The 22,189-nt window shown below is 69.7% G+C and carries 26 protein-coding genes; 5 read left to right on the top strand and 21 right to left on the bottom strand.

The features are described 5' to 3' along the window. Positions 1-81: 81 nt before the first annotated feature. Together BTH_RS12365 and BTH_RS12360 are read right to left on the bottom strand one after the other, a co-directional pair. On the bottom strand, positions 82-1,095 hold the full coding sequence (locus tag BTH_RS12365; protein WP_009901943.1) for an ABC transporter substrate-binding protein: 1,014 nt from the start codon (positions 1,093-1,095) through the stop codon (positions 82-84). A 198-nt stretch (positions 1,096-1,293) separates the two neighbouring features. After that, entirely contained in the window at positions 1,294-2,193 is a 900-nt protein-coding gene (locus BTH_RS12360; protein WP_025369680.1) for a class I SAM-dependent methyltransferase, read from the bottom strand. 75 nt (positions 2,194-2,268) lie between these two features. Here BTH_RS12360 and BTH_RS12355 point away from each other — a divergent pair, with 75 nt between their 5' ends. Further along, a complete protein-coding gene (locus BTH_RS12355) occupies positions 2,269-2,700 on the top strand; it encodes a helix-turn-helix domain-containing protein (protein ID WP_009901932.1) in 432 nt (143 codons plus the stop codon). Between the two features lie 133 nt (positions 2,701-2,833). On the opposite strand, the gene fliR is transcribed toward BTH_RS12355, so the two are convergent. The 9 genes from fliR to BTH_RS12310 form a co-directional block, all read right to left on the bottom strand. Beyond that, complete coding sequence (gene fliR / locus BTH_RS12350; RefSeq protein ID WP_011401628.1) at positions 2,834-3,616, bottom strand: flagellar biosynthetic protein FliR; 783 nt, start codon at positions 3,614-3,616, stop codon at positions 2,834-2,836. A gap of 112 nt (positions 3,617-3,728) precedes the next feature. Next, complete coding sequence (gene fliQ, locus BTH_RS12345) at positions 3,729-4,001, bottom strand: flagellar biosynthesis protein FliQ (RefSeq protein WP_009901928.1); 273 nt, start codon at positions 3,999-4,001, stop codon at positions 3,729-3,731. Positions 4,002-4,026: 25 nt separating this feature from the next. Beyond that, complete coding sequence (gene fliP / locus BTH_RS12340; RefSeq protein ID WP_009901926.1) at positions 4,027-4,788, bottom strand: flagellar type III secretion system pore protein FliP; 762 nt, start codon at positions 4,786-4,788, stop codon at positions 4,027-4,029. 70 nt (positions 4,789-4,858) lie between these two features. Further along, positions 4,859-5,533: a flagellar biosynthetic protein FliO gene (fliO, locus tag BTH_RS12335; protein WP_009908255.1), complete on the bottom strand. Its 675-nt coding sequence runs from the start codon at positions 5,531-5,533 to the stop codon at positions 4,859-4,861. Further along, entirely contained in the window at positions 5,530-6,027 is a 498-nt protein-coding gene (gene fliN / locus BTH_RS12330) for a flagellar motor switch protein FliN (RefSeq protein ID WP_009901922.1), read from the bottom strand. The genes fliO and fliN overlap by 4 nt, the downstream gene beginning before the upstream one ends. Beyond that, the gene (fliM, locus tag BTH_RS12325) at positions 6,020-7,018 is read right to left on the bottom strand and encodes a flagellar motor switch protein FliM (RefSeq protein WP_009901920.1); all 999 of its coding nucleotides are present in this window, start codon (positions 7,016-7,018) and stop codon (positions 6,020-6,022) included. The genes fliN and fliM overlap by 8 nt, the downstream gene beginning before the upstream one ends. A gap of 22 nt (positions 7,019-7,040) precedes the next feature. Then, positions 7,041-7,538, bottom strand: a complete 498-nt coding sequence (gene fliL, locus BTH_RS12320) for a flagellar basal body-associated protein FliL (protein WP_009908254.1) — start codon at positions 7,536-7,538, stop codon at positions 7,041-7,043. A gap of 598 nt (positions 7,539-8,136) precedes the next feature. Continuing rightward, positions 8,137-8,859 (bottom strand): LrgB family protein, encoded by a 723-nt coding sequence (locus BTH_RS12315; protein ID WP_009901916.1) that lies wholly within the window; start codon positions 8,857-8,859, stop codon positions 8,137-8,139. Between the two features lie 68 nt (positions 8,860-8,927). Further along, positions 8,928-9,377 (bottom strand): CidA/LrgA family protein, encoded by a 450-nt coding sequence (locus tag BTH_RS12310; protein ID WP_009908253.1) that lies wholly within the window; start codon positions 9,375-9,377, stop codon positions 8,928-8,930. Positions 9,378-9,516: 139 nt separating this feature from the next. Between BTH_RS12310 and BTH_RS12305 the strand changes: the two genes are divergently transcribed. Continuing rightward, complete coding sequence (locus BTH_RS12305; RefSeq protein WP_009908252.1) at positions 9,517-10,440, top strand: LysR family transcriptional regulator; 924 nt, start codon at positions 9,517-9,519, stop codon at positions 10,438-10,440. Between the two features lie 223 nt (positions 10,441-10,663). Here the strand turns inward: BTH_RS12305 and BTH_RS12300 are convergent, their stop codons facing one another. Both BTH_RS12300 and BTH_RS12295 read right to left on the bottom strand, forming a co-directional pair. Next, positions 10,664-12,226, bottom strand: a complete 1,563-nt coding sequence (locus BTH_RS12300) for a DHA2 family efflux MFS transporter permease subunit (RefSeq protein WP_009908251.1) — start codon at positions 12,224-12,226, stop codon at positions 10,664-10,666. 147 nt (positions 12,227-12,373) lie between these two features. Then, positions 12,374-12,883, bottom strand: a complete 510-nt coding sequence (locus BTH_RS12295) for a MarR family winged helix-turn-helix transcriptional regulator (RefSeq protein WP_009908250.1) — start codon at positions 12,881-12,883, stop codon at positions 12,374-12,376. A gap of 192 nt (positions 12,884-13,075) precedes the next feature. On the opposite strand from BTH_RS12295, the gene BTH_RS12290 reads away from it, so the two are divergent. Both BTH_RS12290 and BTH_RS12285 read left to right on the top strand, forming a co-directional pair. Beyond that, the gene (locus tag BTH_RS12290; RefSeq protein WP_009908249.1) at positions 13,076-13,357 is read left to right on the top strand and encodes a hypothetical protein; all 282 of its coding nucleotides are present in this window, start codon (positions 13,076-13,078) and stop codon (positions 13,355-13,357) included. 213 nt (positions 13,358-13,570) lie between these two features. Then, positions 13,571-15,190, top strand: coding sequence for an efflux transporter outer membrane subunit (locus BTH_RS12285; RefSeq protein ID WP_011401622.1), 1,620 nt, complete (start codon positions 13,571-13,573; stop codon positions 15,188-15,190). Positions 15,191-15,359: 169 nt separating this feature from the next. On the opposite strand, the gene BTH_RS12280 is transcribed toward BTH_RS12285, so the two are convergent. Genes BTH_RS12280 through gspG form a run of 8 tightly spaced genes read right to left on the bottom strand, consistent with a single transcriptional unit; the run spans position 15,360 to position 21,584 of the window. Further along, positions 15,360-16,151, bottom strand: a complete 792-nt coding sequence (locus tag BTH_RS12280) for a type II secretion system protein N (protein WP_009908246.1) — start codon at positions 16,149-16,151, stop codon at positions 15,360-15,362. 38 nt (positions 16,152-16,189) lie between these two features. Further along, positions 16,190-16,696, bottom strand: coding sequence for a type II secretion system protein GspM (gene gspM / locus BTH_RS12275; protein WP_009908245.1), 507 nt, complete (start codon positions 16,694-16,696; stop codon positions 16,190-16,192). Further along, positions 16,693-18,105, bottom strand: a complete 1,413-nt coding sequence (gene gspL, locus BTH_RS12270) for a type II secretion system protein GspL (protein WP_025369681.1) — start codon at positions 18,103-18,105, stop codon at positions 16,693-16,695. The genes gspM and gspL overlap by 4 nt, the downstream gene beginning before the upstream one ends. A 24-nt stretch (positions 18,106-18,129) precedes the next feature. Beyond that, positions 18,130-19,383 (bottom strand): type II secretion system minor pseudopilin GspK, encoded by a 1,254-nt coding sequence (gene gspK, locus BTH_RS12265; protein WP_011401620.1) that lies wholly within the window; start codon positions 19,381-19,383, stop codon positions 18,130-18,132. A 1-nt stretch (position 19,384) separates the two neighbouring features. Continuing rightward, a complete protein-coding gene (locus BTH_RS12260; protein ID WP_009910332.1) occupies positions 19,385-20,113 on the bottom strand; it encodes a PulJ/GspJ family protein in 729 nt (242 codons plus the stop codon). Continuing rightward, the gene (gspI, locus tag BTH_RS12255) at positions 20,091-20,501 is read right to left on the bottom strand and encodes a type II secretion system minor pseudopilin GspI (protein ID WP_009910330.1); all 411 of its coding nucleotides are present in this window, start codon (positions 20,499-20,501) and stop codon (positions 20,091-20,093) included. Before gspI ends, BTH_RS12260 begins: the two co-directional genes overlap by 23 nt. Then, positions 20,498-21,088 carry a GspH/FimT family pseudopilin gene (locus tag BTH_RS12250; RefSeq protein ID WP_011401618.1) on the bottom strand — a complete coding sequence of 197 codons (591 nt, stop codon included), beginning with the start codon at positions 21,086-21,088 and terminating at the stop codon, positions 20,498-20,500. Before BTH_RS12250 ends, gspI begins: the two co-directional genes overlap by 4 nt. Before the next feature lie 43 nt (positions 21,089-21,131). Next, on the bottom strand, positions 21,132-21,584 hold the full coding sequence (gspG, locus tag BTH_RS12245) for a type II secretion system major pseudopilin GspG (protein WP_004196811.1): 453 nt from the start codon (positions 21,582-21,584) through the stop codon (positions 21,132-21,134). A 157-nt stretch (positions 21,585-21,741) separates the two neighbouring features. On the opposite strand from gspG, the gene BTH_RS12240 reads away from it, so the two are divergent. Continuing rightward, on the top strand, positions 21,742-22,152 hold the full coding sequence (locus tag BTH_RS12240) for a general secretion pathway protein GspC (RefSeq protein WP_009906749.1): 411 nt from the start codon (positions 21,742-21,744) through the stop codon (positions 22,150-22,152). Positions 22,153-22,189: the final 37 nt, after the last annotated feature.

The following is a 22,189-nucleotide window of genomic DNA, read 5'->3' as shown; positions in this document are numbered from 1 at the left end:
GCGCCGCCCGTGCGGCGCCGGCGGCCCTCGAGAGCCTGGTTCAAAACTGGCCGCGCGGCGTTCGCGGGGCTCAATTCGCGTTCATTTCGCGTTCACGAAATCGTTCGTATAGGTCTTCGACAGATCGATGTGCTTGCCCTTCACCGACGGATTGAACGCGGACAGCACCTTGAGCACCGTCGCCGGGCCGTCGGCGGGCATCTTGCCGTCGGGCGTATACATCGGCAGGGACGCCTTCAGCGCCCTCACGTAGAGCGCCTTGTCCTTCTGGTAATCGGCCGGCATCTTCGCGGCGATCTCTTCCGCGCTGTGCGTGTGGATGAACTGCATCGTGCGGGCGAACGCATGCGCGAGCTTCGTCGCCTGCGCCTTGTGCGTGTCGGCCCATGCGGATTGCACGTACAGGCTCGCCGCCGGATACGTGCCGCCGAGCGCGGCGCGCGTGCCGTCGAGCGTGCGCAGATCGACGAGCGCCTTCGCGTCGCCGTTCTTCTCGAGCACCGACACGGTGGGCTCGGTCGTCATCCCCGCATCGATGCGGCCTTGCTTGACGGCCGCGATGAAGCTCGCATCGGCGCCGACGGGCAGCATCGTGTACTGGCTCGCCGAGATCCCGTGCTGCTGCGCGAGGTACTGCGTGAGGAAGCTCGTCGACGAACCGAGGCCCGTCACGCCGAGCGTCTTGCCCTTCACGTCGGCCATCGACTTGATCGCGCCCGCGGCCTTCGTCGACACCATCTCGACCTCGCCCGGCACCTGGCCGAGCACGGCGATCGCCTTCACGTCCTTGCCCTTGCTCTGCAGGTCGATCGTATGATCATAGAAGCCGACTACGCCCTGCACCGCGCCCGCGAGCAGTTCGTTTTCCGCGTCGACGCCCGCCGGCTGCGATTGCAGCTCGACATCGAGGCCTTCGGCCTTGAAGTAGCCGAGCTCCTGCGTGAGGCGTGCGGGCAGGTAGATGAGCTTCGTGATGCCGCCCACCATGATCGTGATCTTGCCGCCGTCGTCGGCGAAAGCGGGCTGCGCAGCGAAGCCGAAGGACAGGCCGGCCGCGACCGCAGCCAGGCTGAGCGCGCGAAGAGTGGTACGCATCGGGAGTCTCCAATATTGTCTGTATGAAGCGATGCTAGATGCATCGTCGAGACGAGTATAGGGAGACGAAACCTTCCGCAACCTTTCGCGGGCGCGGCATTCTATTAGGGGTTTTCCAGCAACGCGAAAGCCCCGCGGCAGATGCGCCGCTTCGCGCCCGTGCCGATCACGGGCGCTCAGGCGGCAGCCGCGAGCGCGTCAGACGCCGACGGCCTCCTTGCGCGCCGACCACTTCACCGGCGATCGCGCGTTGACGAGCCAGCACGCGGCCGTGAAGCGCACGTCGTCGCCGCGCACGTACGGATCGAACGCGGCGCGCACCGTATCGACGAGCCGCGCGCGGGTCGGCTCGTCGAGGTCCGCGAACATCTGCCCGACCGGGCCGAGCCGGCTGAAATGGCCGATCAGCTCGCGCTCGGGCAGCGTGCATTCGACATCGATCGGCCGCACGTCGACGCCGCACCAGCCGCTCTGGGCGAGGACGGTTTCGATTCGCCGCCTGTCGCCGAAGAAGAATTGCCCGGGTGCGTCCGGCTGCCGGGCGGGCAAATTCGGCAGCAGCGGCGCGGCCGCGCGCTCGGCCGTCGTCATGAACGGGTTTTCCGCCGCGCCGCGCCAGGCGACGAACGCGAGCGACGCATCGGACGTCGCGGCGCGCAGCAGGTTCGCGAACGCGTCGACGGCGTTTTCGAAGAACATCACGCCGAAGCGCGAGATGATGGTATCGAAGCTCGCCGGCACGAACGCGTGCGTCTGCGCATCGGCGCGCACGAAGCGCGCCGGCACGCGTTCGCGCTCGGCGCGGCCGCGCGCGGCGGCGATCAGCGGCCGCGACACATCGACGCCGACGCAGCGGCCGCGCTCGCCCAGCATGCGCGCGGCGGCGAGCGTCGTCGCGCCCGCGCCGCAGCCGACGTCGAGCACGTGCCGCCCGCCGCCCGCGCGGGCCGCCTCCACGAGCCGTTGCGCGAACGGCTCGAACATCCGGTCGAGCACCTGCTGCGCGTCGACCCACGCGCGCCCCGCTCGGCCGTTCCAGTGCGCCGCTTGTCCGCTGTCTGTGTTGTCCACGTCGTCGTTGCGATCCGTGACGTTCATCGCCATTCTCCAGTGCATGCCTTCGAGAGGCCGGAGCTACACTGTGCCAATTCAAGTCCACTTGAGGTCAAGCGCGTGGGAAACCTGGATATTGCCGAGGTCGCGCGGCGCTCCGGCGTGCCCGCGTCGGCGCTGCGGTACTACGAGGAGAAGGGGCTGATCGCGTCGACGGGCAGGCGCGGGCTGCGCCGCACGTTCGATGCGCGCGTGCTCGAGCGGCTCGCGCTGATCGCGCTCGGGCGCGCGGCGGGCTTTTCGCTCGACGAGATCACGTCGATGTTCGACGCGCAAGGGCGGCCAAGCATCGACCGTGCGACGCTCGCCGCGAAGGCGGACGAGCTCGACGGAACGATCCGCAAGCTGATCTCGATGCGCGACGGCTTGCGGCACGCGGCCGCGTGCACCGCGCCGAGCCACATGGAATGCCCGAAGTTCCAGCGGATTTTGCGTGCCGCATCGGACGCGCGCCGGGCGAAGAAGGCCCCGCCGTCGCTACCGCGCGGTTAGGCCGACGGGCATCGCCGGCGGGCCACGGCCGGGTGGCCGCGACCCGCGCCGGACGGCAAACGCCGGCGGGCGTTGCAGCGCGATCGGCCGATACCGGAGCCGGCGCGCATGCCGGCCGCCTGCATGCCGCCGCTCAACGCATGCCGGCCGCAACGCGCCCGACGAAATCGACGCCGGTATCGAACAGCCGCCCGACGAACGGAATCAGGTTCGGCGCCATCAACTGGACGAGCAGCAGGCCGACGAGCATCGTCACCGGAAAGCCGACCTGGAAGATCCCGATCTGCGGCGCCGCGCGGTTCAGGATGCCGAGCGCGAGGTTCGCGATCAGCAGCGCCGCGACGACGGGCAGCGCGAGCAACAGCCCCATCTCGAAAATCGCCGAGCCGAATGCCACGAGCGTCTGCCAGCCGGCCGCGCGCAGCAGGTCGGCCGAGATCGGCACGAGCCTGAACGAGTCGACGAGCACGGCGAACACCTGCAGATGCCCGTCGAACGCGAGAAACGCGAGGATCGCGACCGCATTCAGGAAGCGCCCCATCACGGGCGTCGCGCCGCTCGAATGCGGATCGAAGAAGGTCGCGAAGCCGAGCCCCATCGACAGGCCGATGATGTCGCCCGCCGCCTCGACCGCCGCGAACACGATCTGCATCGTGAAGCCGAGCGCCGCGCCGATCAGGAACTGGTTGACGATGATCCACACGCCCTGCGCGGAGAACACGGTGGCTGCGGGCATCGGCGGCAGCGTCGGCGCGACGACGAGCGCCATGAAGCCCGCGAGCCCGATCTTCACGCGCACGGGCGTCGCGCGGTGGCCTGTCACCGGCGCGAGCGCGACGAGCGCGAGCATCCGCACGAACGGCCACAGGAAGGCCGTGAGCCATCCGTTCAGTTGCGCGTAGGTGACGGAGAACATCGATCGGAGATGGAGACGAGGGCGGGGGCGGAGCAGGCCGACGGATCGGATGGATCGAACGAATCGAGCGGAGCGGGCGAGACGGACGAGCGCGCCGCGCGAAGAAGCGGCGTCAGCCCGCGCCGAGCGTCGCGACGCGCAGCAGGATCTCGCGCAGGTAGTCGAGCATCGTCGACAGCATCCACGGCCCGGCGATCACCATCGTCGCCGCGACCGCGAGCAGCTTCGGGATGAACGACAGCGTCGCCTCGTTGATCTGCGTCGCCGCCTGGAACAGGCTGACGACGAGCCCGACCGCGAGCGCGACGAGCAACAGCGGCGCGGCGAGCAGCAGGCCGATGTACATCGCCTGATGCGCGAGCGTCATGACGTTTTCGGGGGTCATCTCGACTCTCCTCGATCAACCGGGTCTAGGTGAAGCTCTGCGCGAGCGAGCCGATCAGCAGTTGCCAGCCGTCGACGAGCACGAACAGCATCAGCTTGAACGGCAGCGACACCGTCGCGGGCGACACCATCATCATCCCCATCGACATCAGCACGCTCGCGACGACCATGTCGATGATGAGGAACGGGATGAAGATCGTGAAGCCGATCTGGAAGCCCGTCTTCAGCTCGCTCGTGACGAACGCGGGCACGAGCAGCGACAGCGGCACGTCCTCCGGCCCCTGCATCGGCGCGGCCTTCGAGATCTTCGCGAACAGCGCGAGATCGGTCTCGCGCGTCTGCTTGAGCATGAACGTCTTGAAGGGCGCGGTGCCGCGCTGCACCGCCTGGTCCATCTGCAGCGTGCCTTCGGAAAACGGCTTGTACGCGTCGGTGTAAGCCTTATCGAGCACGGGCGACATCACGAACAACGTGAGGAAGAGCGCGAGGCCGACGAGCACCTGGTTCGGCGGCGTCGACGCGGTGCCGATCGCCTGCCGCAGCAGCGACAGCACGATGATGATCCGCGTGAAGCTCGTCATCATCAGCAGCATCGCGGGCAGGAACGACAGCATCGTGAGCAGCAGCATCGTCTGCACGCTCAGCGAGTAGGTCGTGCCGCCGTTCGGGCCCGGCGCGGAGTTGAACGCCGGCAGGCCGGCCGCCTGCGCGCACGCGAGCGCGGGCGCGAGGCCGATCAGGATGGCGGGCAGCCAGCGTGCGGCGCCGCGCAGGAAAGCGGTTTTCATCGAACGGCTGTCGGAGTGGGCGCGTGCGGCGGCATCCGCGCGCGGCGCGACGAAACGAAGGCGCGGCATGTCAGCGATCCTTGCCGCCGTCGCGCTTGAAACGCTTCGCGGCCTCGCCGAGCATCGCGTCGCGAAAGCGCGCCCCGAAGGAAGCGCCCTCGGGGAACGGGCCGGACCTCGCCGTGCCGCCCGGCGCGCCTGGCGCACGAGGCAGGCCGCCGCCCGCGGGCGCGACGCCGGGTGCGACGGGTGCGCCGATCACGCCCGCCGAGCCGGCGGGCAGCGTGTGCAGCAGGCGCACGTTGCCGGGCGCGACGCCGAGCACGAGCCAGGTGTCGCCGATCTCGACGACGGTCGCGCTCTCCTTGCCGCCCACCGCGACGCTCGCGACGACCTTCAGCGCGCCGCCGCGGCGTTGCGGCTGGAAGCCGAAGCGCCGCGCGAGCCACGCGCAGCCGAACACGAGGCCGATCACGACCGCGAGCCCGACGAGCGTCTGCACCACCGCGCCGACGCCGAGCGACGGCGCGGCCGAGCCGACGACGACGCCCGATGCGAGCGACGCCGCGTGATTCACCGCGTCCATGTCGGCGGCCGATGCGGGCAGCGCCGCCGCGCCGATTGCGAGCGCGGCAAGCGAAGCGGGCGCGCGACGCATGCGGCGCGGCGCCGCCGCGAGCGCGCGCGCGGCCGACCGGCGCAATGAAACGGACGGCGAGACGGACGGCGCGATGCGCGGTGTCATCGGTTCAGCTTCCGGATGCGTTCGGACGGCGTGATGATGTCGGTGAGCCGGATGCCGAACTTGTCGTTGACGACGACCACCTCGCCCTGCGCGATCAGGCAGCCGTTGACGAGCACGTCCATCGGCTCGCCGGCGAGCCCGTCGAGCTCGACCACCGAGCCCTGCGCGAGCTGCAGCAGGTTGCGAATCGCGATCTTCGTGCGGCCGAGCTCGACCGTCATCTTGACCGGGATGTCGAGGATCATGTCGATGTCGTTGTGCGTCGAGCTCGCCGCGGCCTTCGACAGCGGCCGGAACACGCCGGCGCCCGTCGCGCCCGTCTCGATCGGCTGCTGGTTCTGCTCGGCGAGCGCGGCCGCCCAGTCGTCCATCGCCATCTCCTCCTGCGGCGCGGCGGGTGCCGCGCCGTCGGCCGCGGCGGCGCTCATCGCGGCGTCCGCAAACGCCTGTTCATCGATGCCGTCGGCCTCGGGGGTCGCGTTCAACTCAGTCATATCCACCTTCCTTCATCGTGTCGCTTGCGCTGATCATTTTCTGCACGCGCAACGCGTACTGGCCATTGAAAATGCCGTAACCGCACTCCATCACCGGCACGCCGTCGACCTTCGCGGTGATCGAATCCGCGATGTCGAGCGGCAGCACGTCGCCCGCGCGCAGGTTGAGAATCTTCTCGAACGTCGTCGGGACCTCGGCGAGATCCGCGACCAGTTCCACTTCCGCCGATTGCACCTGCTGCGACAGCACGCGCACCCAGCGGCGGTCCACCTCGAGCGCCTCGCCCTGGATCGGCGAGGAAAGCACATCGCGGATCGGCTCGATCATCGAGTACGGCATGCAGATGTGCAGCGTGCCGCCCGTCGGCCCGAACTCGATCGAGAACTGCGTGACGATCACGATCTCGTTGGGCGTCGCGACGTTCGCGAACTGCGTGTGCATCTCCGAGCGCACGAACTCGAACTGCAGCGGCCGCACGCTTTTCCATGCAACCGCGTAGTGCTCGAACACGAGATTGAGCAGCTTGCCGATGATCCGCTGCTCGGTCGCCGTGAAGTCGCGGCCCTCGACGCGCGTGTGGAAACGCCCGTCGCCGCCGAACAGGTTGTCGACGACGAAGAACACGAGGTTCGGATCGAACACGAACAGCGACGTGCCGCGCAGCGGCTTCACGTGCACGAGGTTCAGATTGGTCGGAATCGGCAGGTTGCGGGTGAACTCGCTGTACTTCTGCACCTTCACCTGGCTCACGGAGATCTCCGCCGTGCGCCGCATGAAGTTGAAGATGCCGATCCGCAGCAGGCGCGCGAAACGATCGTTGATGATCTCGAGGCCGGGCATCCGGCCGCGGACGATCCGCTCCTGCGTCGCGATGTTGTAGGGGCGGATGCCGGACGACTCGGCCGGTTCGTCGGCAGAGTCGTCTTCGCCCGTGACGCCCTTGAGGAGTGCATCCACCTCCTCCTGGGACATGAATTCTTCGTGGCCCATGCGCGCTCCTTTGCCGGCGGCGTTATTGGACGACGAACTCGGTGAACAGCACGTCGTCGACGCGTGCGCTCTGATTGCCCGGCTGGGTCGGCTGCTCGATCAGCGTCTTCAGTTCGTCGGCGAGCGCGCGCTTGCCTTCGAGCGTCGCGAGCTGCTCGGGATGCTTGTTCGACAGCGCGAGCAGGATCCGGCTGCGCAGCTCCGGCATGTGCTGGGTCAGGTACTCCTGCGCCTTCGGGTCGGTCAGCTTCAGCGACAGCCCGACGCGCAGGTAGTGCTGAACGCCGTCGTCGGACTGGAGATTCACGGTGAGCGGCTCGAGCGGGAAGAACGCGGGCACCGCGAGCGGCGGGGGCGCGCTCGGCGCCGAGCCGCGCGCGCCTTCCTTCAACAGCACGAAATACGTGCCGCCCGCGGCGGCGGCGGCGGCGACGATCCCGATCAGCAGGAAAAGGACGATGCGCTTGAGCTTGCCGGACGAGGCCGGTTTGTCGACGGTCGGGTTTGCGGTGGTAGCCATGGCGTGCCTGCGGGAAGACTCTAAGTAGCCTGCATTGTTCGGCATCCGGGCCGCACACGATGGGTGGAATAGAGGGGGGATTTGCGGCTATCTCAGCCGTTTGTCCGTCGGGCGGGCGAGGGCGGCGAAGGGCAACCGGGCACGGCGGCCGCGGCCCGCGGCGCGCGATGCGGCTGGCGGGAGCGGCGGCCGGGACGGGCCGCGCGGGCGAACAAGGAGGCAGGCGTGAGAACGGACCGGCCGGGGCCGACCGGAAACTCCGGACGAACGGTCGCGGCCGGCCGAGGACGGGGAGGGGGCGATGCGATCGGGCGAAAGCCGTACCGGGCAGCGCCGCGCAGGCGACAAGCCGGAGGGCACGAGCCGATGCGGAACCCCAAAGCGCGTGAAAGCCGAGGCCGATGCGCCGTACGCCGCCGGGAGCGACGATTGCGAAAGAAGGGGGGAAGCAACGCCCGCGGGGCAGCGCCGGCAACCGGGAAGAGCCGGCCCGGCGCCCGTCACGGGGCGGCTTGCGATCGCCGGCGGGCAGCCGCCGCATGCCGGCGATCGCGTGCCGCCGCACGCGCGACGCGGCGCGACCGGCCGGAGCGAAGAATCAGATCGGCAGCAGCGTCAGCAGCGGCGCGATCAGCACCATCGCGACGCCCGCGATCATCATCGTGAGGCTCGACACGACGCCTTCCTCGCTGCCGATCTCGCGCGCCTTCGCGGTGCCCACCGCATGCGCGGCCGCGCCGAACAACGCGCCGCGCGCGAGCCGCGAGCGCAGCGGCACGAGCGCGAGCACGAATTCGCCGACGAGCATCCCGCAGATCCCGGTCGCGATCACGAAGAGCGCGGTGAGATCGCGCGGCGCGTGGATCCGGTCGGACACGGCGAGCGCGAACGGCGTCGACACCGAGCGCGTGACGAGGCTGCGCTGCAGCTCGGGCGACAGATGCAGCAGCTTCGACAGCAGCAGCGATCCGCAGATCGCAACCGCGATCCCGACGACGACGCCCACCGCGAGTGAGAACCAGTGGCGCTTCATCAGCTCGCGGTACTCGTAGATCGGCACGGCGAACGCGATCGTCGCCGGGCCGAGCAGCCACATCAGCCAGCGCGTATCGCGGAAGTAGACCGCGTACGGAATGCCCGTCAGCGCGACGAACGCGACGAGCACGGCCGGCACGAGCACGAGCGGCGAGAAGAACAGCGTCTTGCGGTACGCATAGAGCCGCTTCGACGCGAAATAGAGCGCGATCGTGAGCGCGAAGCAGCCGGCGGAAATCGCGGCGCTCGAAGGCGCGGTGAGGAACGAGAGATCGGGCGTCGTCATGATGCAGCCTGCGGAACCGTTGCCATCAACGAATGGCGTGAATTGGGGAGAAGGGGAACCGGACGGCGTCAGGCCCGCGCGCGGCGGCGGCCGGCGCGCACGCGCGTCACCGCGAGCCGCCGTTCGAAGCCCGCCGCGATGTCCACCGCGATCGCCACCGACAGCATCACGAACGTGGTTCCCGCGACCACGACGAGCGCGAGCCGCCAGCCGTCCGCCTTGAAGAGCCCGCCGTACTGAACCGCCGCGACGGTCGCCGGGATGAAGAAGAGCAGCATGTCGGCCAGCAGCCAGTTCGCGCCGTCCTTCACCCAGCCGGGCGCGACGCGGCCGGACAGCAGCAGCGCAAGCAGCACCGCGAGGCCGACCACGCCGGACGGCACCGGCACGCCGAGCGCGCGCACCGTCCAGTCGATCGCCGCCCACAGCGCGCCGAGCGCGGCCGTCTGCAGCGCGATGCGCGCCGTGCGTCCGGCGCGCGCGGTCGCCGCTGTTGCCGTAGCCGAGATCCTGGTCATCGAATGCTCCCGAAATGCCTTGCTTTACAGAATGGAGGCAGTATAGGATTCACGCGACCATAAATAAAATGACTTGGTTCTATAAAAACCATTCCGTTTAGGAATCTTTGCCGATTCGCTCACTGAACAGGAGGCGCTGATGGAGCTGCGCGCGTTGCGTTATTTCGTCGAGGTGGTCAGGCAGCAGAGCTTCACCGTCGCGGCCGAGCAGATGCACGTCACGCAGCCGACGATCAGCAAGATGGTGAAAGCGCTCGAGGACGAAATCGGCTCGCCGCTCCTGTTGCGCGACGGTCGCCAGATGGTGCTGACGGACGCCGGCCGGATCGTCTATCAGCGTGGCCAGGACGTGCTCGCCGCGCAGGCGCAGCTCCAGGCCGAGCTGAACGATCTCGGCACGCTCGGGCGCGGCGAGCTGACGGTCGGGATTCCGCCGCTCGGCGGTTCGCTGTTCACCCCGGCGATCGCCGCGTTCAAGGCGCGCTATCCGCGAATCGAGCTGAAGTTGTTCGAGCAGGGCGCGCGGAAGATCGAGGAAGCGCTTGTCGCGGGCGAGCTGGAGCTGGGCGGCGTGCTCGAGCCCGTCGATCCGGCCGTGTTCGACGTGCTGCCGATGGTGCGTGCGCCGCTGTGGCTCGTCGCGCCGCACGGCTCGCGCTGGGACGCCGACGCGACGGTGCCGCTCGCCGATCTGGCCAACGAACCGTTCGTGTTCTATGCGGAAAGCCTCGCGCTGCACGACGCGGTGCTCGACGCGTGCCGCAAGGTCGGCTTCACGCCGCAGATCGTGAGCCGCAGCGGTCACTGGGATTTCATGGCGGCGCTCGTGCACGCGGGCGTCGGCATCGCGTTGCTGCCCGAACCGTATTGCCGGCGGCTCGACGCCGCGCAGTTCACGTGCCGGCCGATCGTCGAGCCGGAAATCACATGGGCGATCGCGATCGGCTGGCTCAAGAAGGGATACCTGTCGCACGCGGCGCGCGCGTGGCTCGACGTCGCACGCGAGACGGAGCCCATCGATCCGGGCGACGATCTCGCGTTCGGCAGCCTGCGCGCGCGCTGAACGCGGCGCCCCGGCGAACGGGGTGCTCGCCGCGGCGATCCGGGTTATCCGAAGGGTCGGAACGATCCAGGCTGGCGCGCCCATCGCATCGCGCGGCCAGGCCAGCCGAGCCGCCGCTTCCGGCGCGCGGCGTCGCACGGGCGCGCCCTGCCCTCATCCTGCCGCACACGAACCGCCCGAGGCGCGCGGCGCATGACGCACGGCGCGCGCGGGAGCCCGCCGCTCAATGCCCCATCGCGGGCCCGGCTCCCTTCTTCGGCTTCGTCACCCACACGAGCGCCGCGAGCGCGACGAACGCGAGCGCCGAAATGTGAAAGAAGTCGTTGGTCGCCATCATGAAGCCCTGCTGCGTGACGATCTGGTTGATCTGCGCGGTCGACACGTCGCCCACGATGCCGAGCCGCGCGAGCGCGCCTTGAAAGTCGATCGTGCTCTGCGCGTAGACGTCCACGGATTCGGCGAGCCGCGCGTGGTGATAGATCGCATCGTTTTCCCAGAACGTCGAGCTGACCGCGGTGCCGATCGCGCCCGACAGCGTGCGCAGGAAGTTCGACAGCCCCGACGCACTCGCGAGCCGCTCGTCGGAGATGCTGGAGAGCGTGATCGTCGTCATCGGCACGAAGAAGCACGCGACGCCGATCCCCTGCACGAGCCGCGGCAGGATCACGTGGTTGAACGGCACGTCGAGCGTGAAGGTCGAGTTCCAGATCGACACGCCGGCGAACACGACGAACGCGAAGCTCGCGACCATCCGCAGATCGAGCCGGTGCATGTTGCGGCCGATGAGCGGCGACAGCACGAGCGCGAGGAAGCCGACGGGCGCGGTCGCGAGGCCGGCCAGGCCCGCCGTGTAGCCCATCACGGTCTGCAGCCACAGCGGGAAGATCACGACCGAGCCGAAGAACGCCATGAAGCCGAACGAGATGATCATCGCGCCGAGCGCGAAGTTGCGGTCCTTGAAGAGCGACAGATCGACGACCGGCTCCTTCTCGGTCGCCTCCCACACGAGCATGAACGCGAGCGACACGACGGCGATCAGCGCGAGCGACGTGATGAACGTCGAATTGAACCAGTCACGGTCCTTGCCGAGATCGAGCATCATCTGCAGGCACGACACGCCGATCACGAGGAGCGCGAGCCCGATCGCGTCGATCCGCTGCTTCGTCGTCTTCGTCTCGCGGCCGCGCAGCAGGAAGAACGCGCACGCGGCCGAGAACATGCCGATCGGCAGGTTGATATAGAAGATCCACGGCCACGTGTAGTTGTCGGTGATCCAGCCGCCCATCACGGGGCCGAAGATCGGCGCGACGATCACCGTCATCGCCCACAGGCCGAGTGCGAGCCCGCGCTTCGCGGGCGGATAGCTGCGCATCAGGATCGTCTGCGACAGCGGCACCATCGGGCCGGACACGAGGCCCTGCAGCAGCCGGAACGCGATCAGCGATTCGAAATTCTCAGCGAGGCCGCAAAGCGCCGACGCGATCGTAAACGCGAGCACCGACAGCGTGAAGAGCCGCACCTCGCCCACCCGCCGCGCGAGCCAGCCGGTGAGCGGCACCGCGATCGCGGAGGCGACGGAGTACGACGAGATCACCCACGTGCCTTCGCTCGTCGCGACGCCGAGGCTGCCGGAGATCGTTGGCACCGCGACGTTCGCGATCGACGTGTCGAGCACCTCCATGAACGTGCCGAGCGCGAGCCCGACCGTCAGCAGCGCGAGCGTGCCGCCCGACAGCGGCGCCGGCTCGGCGGAAAGGGAAGCGGAAGCGGGGGCCGTCGCAGCCATGCGTCTCTCCTAAGGGGCGAATGTTGCCCCGTCATCCTTTTGTGCATCCACATCGACCGACAGTAAGTGTCTTGTCAGCTTCTGCCCAGACAGATAAATAGGCGGCAAACGGGCCGCAATCCGAGGGTCGTCCATGCTCTTTCCCGGTCAGCGCTTACCCGGCGGCGGCTCGGCGATCGACGCGGCGCATGCGGAATCCGCGGCGCCCGGCGCGTTCGCGATGAAGCGCCGCAGCAGGTCGGTCAGGAGCGCGAGTTCGCCGGCCGAGAAGCCCTCGAGCTGCGCATTCAGCTCGGTCGCGATCAGCGCGGGCAGCGCCTGCGCGGCCTGCGCGCCGCGCTCGGTCAGCGCGAGCTCGATCACGCGGCGGTCCAATTCGCTGCGCGCGCGCGCGACGAAGCCCTTCTTCTCGAGCCGGTCGAGCATGCGCGTCATCGATCCGCTGTCGTACGACAGCTTGCGCGACAGCTCGAACGGCGTGCGCGCATACCCGCGCGCGAGCAACAGGATCACGCTGATTTGCTGCGCGGTCAGCTCGAGCGGGCCGAGCGCACGGTCGAGCCGCTCGACGAGCGCTTGCCGCGCCTTCGTCAGGTAATAGCCGAGGCTCGATTCGAGCTCGATGTGCTCCGGGTCGTATAGGCCGCTCATCGTCAAGCTGTCCGGTCGATTGCGCGAACCGCAACAGTGCATTCCAGGAAAAACGCCGCCAGTATCTTGAATATTTATTGCATAGTCAATATTATTTCAGTCAATGAGTTATGCGCTTAATGCGCCGCCAGAGACAATGTTCTGACCCGCTTTGCACGCGCCGCCGCCTTGCCCGGTGCGCGTCCCGAGGATTTCCCCATGCCGTTCCTGAAACATGCCGCCGGCGCGCTGCGCCGCAACCTGTCCGACACTGCCCGCCACACGCTGTCCGGTCCGCATCGCGGCTGGAAGATCGCGCTGTACGCCGCGCTGCTGATCGTGCCGGGCGGCTCGCTCGCGGCGCTCGGGTTCGCTTGGTTCGATCAGCGGCGGCACCGCGCCGCGCGCGATGGCGGCGGCAGAGCCGCGCCCGCTCGGGAGTCTTCGGCGCCGCAGCTATGCCTCGCCGCCGCGCATGGCGAGTCCGTCCGCTGCTCTTGAGAGCCCTTTCCGCGCGCCGCTGCGGCCGGCGCGCGTAACGCGCGGTAAACCGATGCCGCGCGCCGGTAACACATCCGGCCCCATCCGCGCCTTAACCTAACGTCTGCGCATTCCCGCACCCGTCAGTTACCATTTCGGCCACGCCGTCAGCGTTTCGGCCGCATCGCCCGCTCGTCCGGTCCACCGGCGGCCGCCTCGACAGGAATCCAGAACATGCCGCAAGTCCCACATCCGCGCGCGCGCCGCGCGCTGAGCGCCGCCGTCGCCGCAGCGGCAGCCGTGCTGCTCGCCGGCTGCGCGGTCGGGCCCGACTATCACCGCCCCGACGCGGCGATTCCCGCCGCATACAAGGAAGCGCCGCCCGGCTGGAAGGTCGCGCAGCCGGCGGACCGTGCGGACCGCGGCCCGTGGTGGTCGATCTATGACGATCCGCAACTGAACGCGCTCGTCGACAAGCTCAACGCGTCGAACCAGACCGTCGCGCAATATGCGGCCGCGTACCGGCAGGCGCGTGCGCTCGTCGCCCAGGCGCGCGCGTCGTACTTCCCGACGCTCGGGCTGACCGCGAGCGAATCGCGCGCGTCGAGCGCGCTGTCGTCGGGCACCACGACGCGCACGATCGGCAACACCTACAACGTCGGCCTGGATGCGTCGTGGGAGCCGGACCTGTGGGGCAAGGTGAGCCGCACGGTCGGCGCGCAGAAGGCGGGGGAAGCGGCCGCGGCCGCCGATCTCGCGAACGCGCGGCTGTCCGCGCAGGCAACGCTCGCGCAGACCTATTTCCAATTGCGCGCCGCGGACGCGACGCAAAAACTCCTCGACGACACCGTCGCGTCGTACCAGAAATCGCTGCAGCTCACGCAGAACCAGTACGCACAGGGCGTCGCCGCGCGCTCGGACGTGATCCAGGCGCAAACGCAGTTGCAATCGGCGCAGGCCGCCGCGATCGACAACGGCATCGCGCGCGCGCAGTACGAGCACGCGATCGCGACGCTCGTCGGCGAGCCGGCGTCGACGTTCTCGCTGCCGCCGATGCCGCTCACGGCCGAACCGCCCGCGATGCCGATCGATGTGCCGTCGGCGATTCTCGAGCGGCGGCCCGACGTCGCCGCCGCCGAGCGGCGCGCGGCCGCCGCGAACGAGCAGATCGGCGTCGCGATCGCCGCGTTCTTCCCCACGCTCACGCTGTCCGCGTCGGGCGGCTTCCAGAGCTCGGTGTGGTCGCAGCTCTTCACGCTGCCCGCGCGCTTCTGGTCGGTCGGCCCGCAGCTCGCCGCGACGCTGTTCGACGCCGGTCTGCGCGCCGCGCAGACGGAAGCCGCGCGCGCGACCTACGACCAGGACGTCGCCGCGTACCGGGCCGCCGTGCTGTCCGCGTTTCAGGACGTCGAGGACAACCTCGCGTCGCAGCGCATCCTCGAGCAGGAAATCGCCGTGCAGCGGCAGGCGGTCGAATCCGCGCGGCATGCGCTCGACATCACGCTCAACCAGTACAAGGCGGGCACGGTCGCCTACCTGAACGTGCTGACCGCGCAGACGACCGCATTCAGCGCGCAGCAGAAGCTCTCGACGATTTCCGGGCAGCGGATGGTGTCGTCGGTCGGGCTCGTGAAGGCGCTGGGCGGCGGATGGGACGTGTCGCAGATCGCGCGCGAGACGGGCAGCATGCAGGCGCCCGCCGCGCCGCAGCCTGCGTCTGGGCCGGCTGCGGCGGTTGCGCCGGCGGCCACGCCCGCCGCGGCCGTTGGGCCGGCGGCCCGATCGGCGGCCGTGGTCGCGACGGCCTCGGCCAATGCGTCGGCCGTCCGTCCGGCCGCCACGCCCACGCAATGACGGGGCCGGCCGGGAACTGCCGGTCGTCGCACCGGCGATTCGCCGGCACCGCCGGCATCAACGTCGACGTGCATCCGGCGGCCGGCCCCAAGTCGGCCAAGCCGTGGGCCGCGCCGGCCGCGCGAGCCGGCCTCGGCCGATCGACGCGAGGCTCGCCGCGCCTTCGACGTCAGCGCGCCGCGTCGCCATAAATCAACGACACCGCGCCGCCGCCGATCGGATGGCCGAGCAGGTTCAGCAGGCCCGCCAGGTTGTCGCGCTGCTCGGGCGCGGCGCTCGCGGTGCCGCGAAACGACGTGCCCGTCGCGCCGAAGCTCCCTTGCCCCGACAGCATCAGCGGCCCTTTCGACGTCGACAGGTCGAGCGTCGAATTCGCGCCGCGCGCCTCGAGCACCGCCCGGTACGATCCGAGCGGCTTCACGCGCGACACGCGCGAGCTCATGTCGGTGATCGTCACCGTGAGCTGGCCGAACGCATCCGCGCCGAAGAGCCGCCAGTCGGTCCAGTCGAGCCGCACGTTACCCTGCAGGTCGAGCGTGTTGAACGGCGTGCCGAGGCCCACGAGCAGCGACGCCGGCACCGCCATCGAGCCCGCCGACAACACCGCGCCGCGCAGCGTCGCATCGAGCGCGACGCCGTCGGGCATCGCATCGGTCTGGCGCAACCGCATCCGCACGCGCCCGGCGAAAAGCGGCCAGAACCGCGTGCGCCATTCGACGCGGCCGGGCAGGAGCGTCGACGCGCTGCGGTCCGCGCCGGGCGCGAGCAGCAGCGTCGCCGAGCCGCGCCAGAGCGAGCCTTCCGGATCGACGAGATTGACGCGGCCGCCCGTCGCGCGCGCGAACTGCGGCGTCACCCACGCCGCGGGCAGCAGCGCGACGAGCGTGACGAGGATCGCGAGGCCGCCGACGACGACCCACGGCGCGCCGCGCCGGATGCGCATCGGCCAGGTCATCGGCATTCGCGCGCTCCATCGGCCGTATCGCGCATCGACATCGCTCACTTGACCGACGCCGGCTGCAGCACGGCCGTCAGGTCGACCTGGCCGTCTTCCTTGAGCGCGCTCACGTGCGCTTCGACGACCTGCGCCTTGAACTGGCGGCGCACGTCGTCCAGCCACTGCGTCCACGCGGGAAACGACGCGTTCTTCAACTGGATCTGCACGCCGCCGCCGACAACCTGCGGCGGCGCCGCCGCGAGCCCGTGATCGGACAGCGACGCGGCAAGCGCATCCTTCAACGCGACGCCCGTCGGCGCGACGCCTTGCGCGGCGCCCGCGAGCGAGCGCGCCTCGTTCGCCTGCGCGGTCATCTCGGCAAGCTCGTGGCGCATCGTCGGCAGCTCGCGCTGAATTCGCGCGCGTCCTTCCTGCGCGGGCGACCACAGCACCGAATACGCGATCGCGACCGCGAGCACCGCGCCGCCCCAGCCGAGCAGCAGCTTTTCGCGCGCGGTGCGGGCCTCCCAGAACTGGCTCAGCGCTTCGTTGAACTCCGTCGTTTTCATGACCGGCTCCGAATGATCCACTTGCCCGTGCTGCTGTCGATCTCGCCCGCGAGGCCGTTGCGCGCGAGGCGCTGCGCGAAGTCGGGATCGACCTTGGTCTCGGGCTTGAAACCGACGTCGAGCCGGCGATCGTGATAGTCGAGCGACGCGATGCCGTTCGGCGGCAGCGGGCCGAGCGAGCGCGCGAGGCGGCTCGCGAGCGACAGGAAATCGTTCGGCGACAACTCGCCCGCCGCGATCCGCAGCCGGTCGAGCTGGCGCGTCATCTGCGCGGCCGGATCGAGCACCGTCGTCGTCTTCGGAAACGCCGTCAGCAGCGTCTCGGTGATCTGCGCGGCGAGCGCGTCGCGTTCGCGCGAGAGCTTCCACCAGTGCGCGTTCACGCCGATCACCGCGACGACGAGCGTCGCCGCCGCCAGCGCGAGCGGCACGCGCAGGCGCATGAACGTCGCGTGGTCGAAGCGCCACGGCGCGAACTCGAATTCGAACTGGCACAGGTCGAAGCGCGCGTCGAGCGCGCGGCGCACGAGCGCGTCGAACGGCCAGATCGCCGCGCCCGGCAGCAGGCGCTTGTCGTCGAGCGGCCGCACCGACGCGAGCTGCGGCTCGGCGCCCGGCTCGCCGAGCTCGTAGAGCTCGAGCGGCGTGCCGTTCGCGAGCGCTTCGAGCGTCGGCACCGCGGTCGACACCGGCGCGGCGAAACCTTCGCCGAGCGCGCCGCGCGCGAGCGCGAGTTCGACGCGCGGCGCGGCGGCCGTCTCCGGCAGCAGCGCCGCGGATTCCTCGGCGAGCGACGGCGCGCTCGCCGTGGCGGCAAGACCAAGCGCGACCGCGACGATCGGCTCGGGCAGCGCGACGGTGTCCGCGCTCGCGCCTTCGGCGGCCGCGTGGCCATCGCCCGGCGCGCCGGCCGCCGCTTCGTGCATCGCGACGGCTTCGACGGCGGCCTCGGCCGTATCGCGCCGCGTCGCGGGCGGCAGGCAGCGTGTGACGGGCACCGCGCGCAGATGGCGATGCCCCGCCGCGGCGAACGCGTCGACGATGAACTTGAACCACGCGCGGTCGATCACCGCGAGCACGCGGCGCCCGCCGTCGAGCGCCACCGGGTCGACCGCGATGTGGCAGCCCTGCGGATCCTGGATCAGTTGATCCTCGATGATGTTCGGCAGCGCCTGCTTCAGTTTCGGCCCTTTCAGCGGCGGCAGCGCCTGCTCGAGCATCAGCAGGTCGCGCGCGGCGACGACGAGCACCGTCGTCGCCGCCTGCGGCAGCAGCGCGAGCGCCGCGCGGCCCGCGCGCTGCGTGTGGCCGCTCTTGTCGACGAGCGCGAACGGCAGCTCGGGCCATTGCCATTCCTGCAACGGCACGGCCGGCTCGCGCGGCGGCAATAGGACAATCAACGTGCTCAAGAGCTCCTCTCCCGAATGGCGTTGTTATAGCTGATCGCGAATGCGCACGATGCGCGTCGTGTGCGTGGTCGGATCACGATACACGAGCGACGTGCGATCCACGACTGCCCGGTCGTGCTCGATCCGGCCATGCACGATGAAATAGCTGGAAGTGACGTCGATCTGGCTCGAATCGAGGTTCACGTTCGGCGCGCCGGCGCCGCGCAGCGCGAGCGTCACGTCGCCGACGTTGCGAAAAAACACGGTCTCGCGCCGCGACACGAGCGCCTGCGCGGACGAAACGGACATCCCCGGCACGAGCGCCGCGATCACCTCGGCGGGCGCGGTGTTCAGATTGACGGGCGTCACCGTCGGCAGCACGGTGACGAACGGGCGCAGCCGCTCGACCATCTCCGGCGTGAAACCCTCGACGTCGAGCAGCGAATCGACGCTCGTCATCATCAGCGGCGCGGGCCCACGGCCTTCGCCGCCCGCGATGCCCGGCTCGTCGGTGAAATTGCCGCCGCTCTCGGTGCCGCCGTCCGGCAGCGGAACGGGCACGCCGCTCGCGACGCCCGGCAGCTGGGCCGCCTGGAAACGCGTCGCCGACTGCCTGAGCCCCGCGCGCACGCGTCGCGCGACGATCTTCGCGAGTTGCTGGTCGAGCCCGAGCGTCGCGAGCAGCCGCTGAAACGTCTGCACCTGCGCGGCGTTCAATTGCAGCGCGCCCGGCGCGGGCGACGACACGAGATCGCGCAGATTGAACTTCGCCTGCGCGTCCTCGATCGAGCCGGACAGATAGGTATCCGCGCCTTCGGCCGCGTCGGCCGCACCGATGCGGCCGAGAAAGTCGGACAGCTTCGTCTTCGCGATCGGCACCGCCCAGATCCCGCCGAGATAGGTGATGCCCGGCGCCGTATCGCCTTCGGAGCGCAGCACCATCCGCGTCCAGTCGAGCGCGCCGCGCGCAATCCACTGCGCCTGCGCGAGCAGCCGCTGGTTCTCGATCCGGCGCACCTGCACCTGCTGGCGCCAGAGCATCCCGGCGACGAGGATCGCCGACAGCGCGACGACGAGCAGCGCGCTGATGATCGCGACGCCCCGCTCGCGATGCGCGGGCGCTCGCGGCCGGCGCGCGAGCGGGCCCGCGCGGAAATCGGCGGCGGCGCTGCCGCTGCTGCGCGGCGCGCACGGCAAACGCGCCGACGCCGAACGCGCCGCGCCCGGCGCATGCTGATCGTGCGGCACGCGCCGGCGGCGAAGCGAAGCGAGGCGAACGAGGAGGGCGGAAGCGCGCATATCACTCCCCGACGAGAAATATGCGCGTGATCGGCACGCGCAGCGACGTCGCGCCGATGCTGACCTCGAGCCCGGTCACCGCGCGCGGCGGCGGCGCGTTGCCGAGCATCGGCACCTTGAGCGCATTGTTGTTCTGCTCGAGCGCGTTGTCGGCGTCCGGCATGCTGGTCGTCCAGCCGACCTTCGGCACGTACAGCCGCGCGTTGATCATGCCGACGCCGCGCATCAGCGGCACCTGGCTCCAGCCTTCGGTGTCGCCGCCATGCAGCGCGTCGCGCAACGCGTTGACGTCGGCGATCGGCGGCGACGCGTAACGCACGACGCGCCCGTTCGAGATCCGGTAGCGCACGACCTGCAGCCGCGGCGCCGCGCCCGGCGCGTCGAACTCGCGCACGATCTGCAACGTGTCGCCCGCGACGCGCACCGCGGGCTGGCCCGCTTCGTCGTCGGTCGCGGCGCGCCGCGCGTCGATGCGCATCTGGTCGAACATCTGCTCGAACACGCGCTCGTCCTCCATCGCGGCCGCCACCTTCTCGCGGCCGCGGATGATCTGGTCGAGCCCCCGCCACGACAGGATCGCGATCACCGCGAGAATCGTGATCGCGATCATCATCTCGATCAGCGTGAAGCCGCGCTCGCCGCGGCGCGCGTTTCGCCGGAAGACGCGGCGCGCCTGCCGGGTGCGCTTTCTGCCGGGCGCGCGGCGCTCAGAGCGGACGGCTGGTTTCATTCGCGACCACCGTAACCATCTGCGCGAGCACGCCGGCGCGGCCGTTCATCGACACCGCGATCTCGACGCGCCTGAACACCGGATTCGGCGTCGACCTCACGCGCTGCGTGCAGGTGAGCGCGACGTTGCCCTGCGAGCAGTCGAACGTCTGCGTGCCGATGTCGGGCCACGCGTGCGCAAGCCGCAGTTGCGCGAGCGCGTTGTCCGCGCTCCAGCCGGCGAGCAGGCGCGCATGCAGATCGGATGCGCTCGTCGCCATCGAGCCGACCGCGCGGATCGACGCCGCGAGCGCGATCGCGATGATCGCGAGCGCGACGAGCACCTCGATCATCGTGAAGCCGCGCGAACGCGCGGGCAAGCGGAGCAGGGCGGGCGGGCGCATCGTCACCGCACCTCGTAGCGGCCGTTGCCGGTGCCGACGATCGTCGCGCTGCCGACCGCCGAATACAGCGTGACGCGCACCGGCACGTCGATGCTTTCGGTGCCGAACACGACCGCGTCCGTATGCGTGTCCGAGCCGGGATAGTCGATCGCGGCGCCCGTCACGCCGCCGTCCCAGTCGCGCGCGCGCAGCACGTCGTCGCGCAACGGACGCCAGCCGTCACTCGTGCGGATGTCGAAGCGAAAACCATGATCGGTGGTGCGCCACGCGATCGGCCGCGCGCGCACCTGCGCCTCGTCGCCCGCCGTCTCGAACAGCAGCGCGACGCGCTGCGCCTCCTCGCGCAGGTCGGTGCGCGGGTTGCGCCTGAGCGTAAGCGACGCGACCGACACCAGGATGCCCGCGATCACGAGCACGACGAGCATTTCGAGCAGCGTGAAGCCGCGCGCGCGACGCGCGCGGGCGGTTCCCGTCGGGCGAGCGGACAAAGCGGCTGCGGAAGTCCCGAAGCGGGCCTCCGTGGCCGGGCCGCGGAAAACTCCCGCGTGACGCCGCGTGCCGCAAACGAAATTCATACCGGGTCGTGCGTACATCGAGAAAAGTGCGTGCGTCGCGCGTGAGCGTGGCGTCAGCGGCTCACTGCCACGAGCCGATGTCGGAATCGTTGCTTTCGCCGCCTTCCTTGCCGTCGGCGCCGTAGCTGAACACGTCGATCTCGCCGTGCACGCCCGGGTTCAGGTACTTGTACGAATTGCCCCACGGATCGTTCGGCAGACGCTCCAGATAGCCGCCGTCCTTCCAGTTGTTCGGGATCGGATCGGTGGTCGGCTTCTGGATCAACGCGTTCAGGCCCTGATCCTGGGTCGGATAGCGGCCGTTGTCGAGGCGGTACAGCTTGAGCGCCTGCATGATCGTGCCGATGTCCTGCTTCGCCGCGATCCGGCGTGCCTCATCGGGACGGCTCATGATCTTCGGCACGATGAGCGCCGCGAGAATGCCGAGAATCGCCACCACGACCATGATCTCGATCAGCGTGAAGCCGCGTTGACGGCGTGCTGCCTGAGAGCGTCGAGTGATCCACGTTTGCATGAGTGACTACCTCTTCTTCAAAAAAATGAGCGGTGAGTGAATGACGCGCGCGGCGCAAGCCGCGCGGCGTGCGCTGCGTGAAGCCGCATTGTAAGGCGCGACTTGCTCCGGGCTTCCACTCAACGCAAATTTCACATTCATCCGTACAATAGCGCGCATGAACGCGCTATCGATCCGGCTCCTTTCCCTCGCCCTTTTCGCGGTGCTCTGCGCGACGGCCACCTATTGGGTCGTCACGCTCTCCGCGCATCAGGCTCCGCTACCCGCCGCCGCCGCCCGCACGCCGGTGCGCACGGAGGACGCCGCAGCGCTGTTCGGCGGCCAGCTCACCCGCAATCCGGTGCAGGACATCCATCTGTTCGGCATCCTCGCGCTGCAGCGCGGCGCGGCGGCGATCGTCGGCATCGGCGGCGACGCCCCGCGCGCCGTGTCGCTCGGCAGCGAGATCGCGCAAGGCGCGAAGCTCGCCGAAGTGCGCGACCGCTCGATCGTCGTCGAGCGCAACGGCGCGCGCTCCGAGATCTTCCTGCCCACCAACACGCCGTCGCCCGCGATCTACGTCCGCTGAAGCCGAACGCGCGGCGCGCCGCGCCGCTTCGTTTCGG

This window comes from Burkholderia thailandensis E264, assembly GCF_000012365.1.
Taxonomy (GTDB): Bacteria; Pseudomonadota; Gammaproteobacteria; order Burkholderiales; family Burkholderiaceae; genus Burkholderia; species Burkholderia thailandensis.
The sequence above is the reverse complement of the archived record's forward strand: the minus strand, read 5'-3'. Positions and strand labels throughout refer to the sequence as shown.

What these genes read in the sequence shown, in the direction of transcription:
- BTH_RS12240 (WP_009906749.1), top strand. Translation starts at nt 21,742, where the DNA reads ATGAACGCGCTATCGATCCGGCTCCTTTCCCTCGCCCTTTTCGCGGTG.
- BTH_RS12305 (WP_009908252.1), top strand. Translation starts at nt 9,517, where the DNA reads ATGGAGCTGCGCGCGTTGCGTTATTTCGTCGAGGTGGTCAGGCAGCAG.
- gspM (WP_009908245.1), bottom strand. Translation starts at nt 16,696, where the DNA reads ATGAAAACGACGGAGTTCAACGAAGCGCTGAGCCAGTTCTGGGAGGCC.
- fliO (WP_009908255.1), bottom strand. Translation starts at nt 5,533, where the DNA reads ATGACACCGCGCATCGCGCCGTCCGTCTCGCCGTCCGTTTCATTGCGC.
- BTH_RS12280 (WP_009908246.1), bottom strand. Translation starts at nt 16,151, where the DNA reads ATGCCGATGACCTGGCCGATGCGCATCCGGCGCGGCGCGCCGTGGGTC.
- BTH_RS12290 (WP_009908249.1), top strand. Translation starts at nt 13,076, where the DNA reads ATGCCGTTCCTGAAACATGCCGCCGGCGCGCTGCGCCGCAACCTGTCC.
- BTH_RS12285 (WP_011401622.1), top strand. Translation starts at nt 13,571, where the DNA reads ATGCCGCAAGTCCCACATCCGCGCGCGCGCCGCGCGCTGAGCGCCGCC.
- BTH_RS12315 (WP_009901916.1), bottom strand. Translation starts at nt 8,859, where the DNA reads ATGACGACGCCCGATCTCTCGTTCCTCACCGCGCCTTCGAGCGCCGCG.
- BTH_RS12250 (WP_011401618.1), bottom strand. Translation starts at nt 21,088, where the DNA reads ATGTACGCACGACCCGGTATGAATTTCGTTTGCGGCACGCGGCGTCAC.
- fliM (WP_009901920.1), bottom strand. Translation starts at nt 7,018, where the DNA reads ATGGGCCACGAAGAATTCATGTCCCAGGAGGAGGTGGATGCACTCCTC.
- gspK (WP_011401620.1), bottom strand. Translation starts at nt 19,383, where the DNA reads ATGCGCGCTTCCGCCCTCCTCGTTCGCCTCGCTTCGCTTCGCCGCCGG.
- fliN (WP_009901922.1), bottom strand. Translation starts at nt 6,027, where the DNA reads ATGACTGAGTTGAACGCGACCCCCGAGGCCGACGGCATCGATGAACAG.
- BTH_RS12360 (WP_025369680.1), bottom strand. Translation starts at nt 2,193, where the DNA reads ATGAACGTCACGGATCGCAACGACGACGTGGACAACACAGACAGCGGA.
- fliR (WP_011401628.1), bottom strand. Translation starts at nt 3,616, where the DNA reads ATGTTCTCCGTCACCTACGCGCAACTGAACGGATGGCTCACGGCCTTC.
- BTH_RS12300 (WP_009908251.1), bottom strand. Translation starts at nt 12,226, where the DNA reads ATGGCTGCGACGGCCCCCGCTTCCGCTTCCCTTTCCGCCGAGCCGGCG.
- fliP (WP_009901926.1), bottom strand. Translation starts at nt 4,788, where the DNA reads ATGAAAACCGCTTTCCTGCGCGGCGCCGCACGCTGGCTGCCCGCCATC.
- gspG (WP_004196811.1), bottom strand. Translation starts at nt 21,584, where the DNA reads ATGCAAACGTGGATCACTCGACGCTCTCAGGCAGCACGCCGTCAACGC.
- fliL (WP_009908254.1), bottom strand. Translation starts at nt 7,538, where the DNA reads ATGGCTACCACCGCAAACCCGACCGTCGACAAACCGGCCTCGTCCGGC.
- BTH_RS12365 (WP_009901943.1), bottom strand. Translation starts at nt 1,095, where the DNA reads ATGCGTACCACTCTTCGCGCGCTCAGCCTGGCTGCGGTCGCGGCCGGC.
- BTH_RS12260 (WP_009910332.1), bottom strand. Translation starts at nt 20,113, where the DNA reads ATGAAACCAGCCGTCCGCTCTGAGCGCCGCGCGCCCGGCAGAAAGCGC.
- fliQ (WP_009901928.1), bottom strand. Translation starts at nt 4,001, where the DNA reads ATGACCCCCGAAAACGTCATGACGCTCGCGCATCAGGCGATGTACATC.
- BTH_RS12310 (WP_009908253.1), bottom strand. Translation starts at nt 9,377, where the DNA reads ATGACCAGGATCTCGGCTACGGCAACAGCGGCGACCGCGCGCGCCGGA.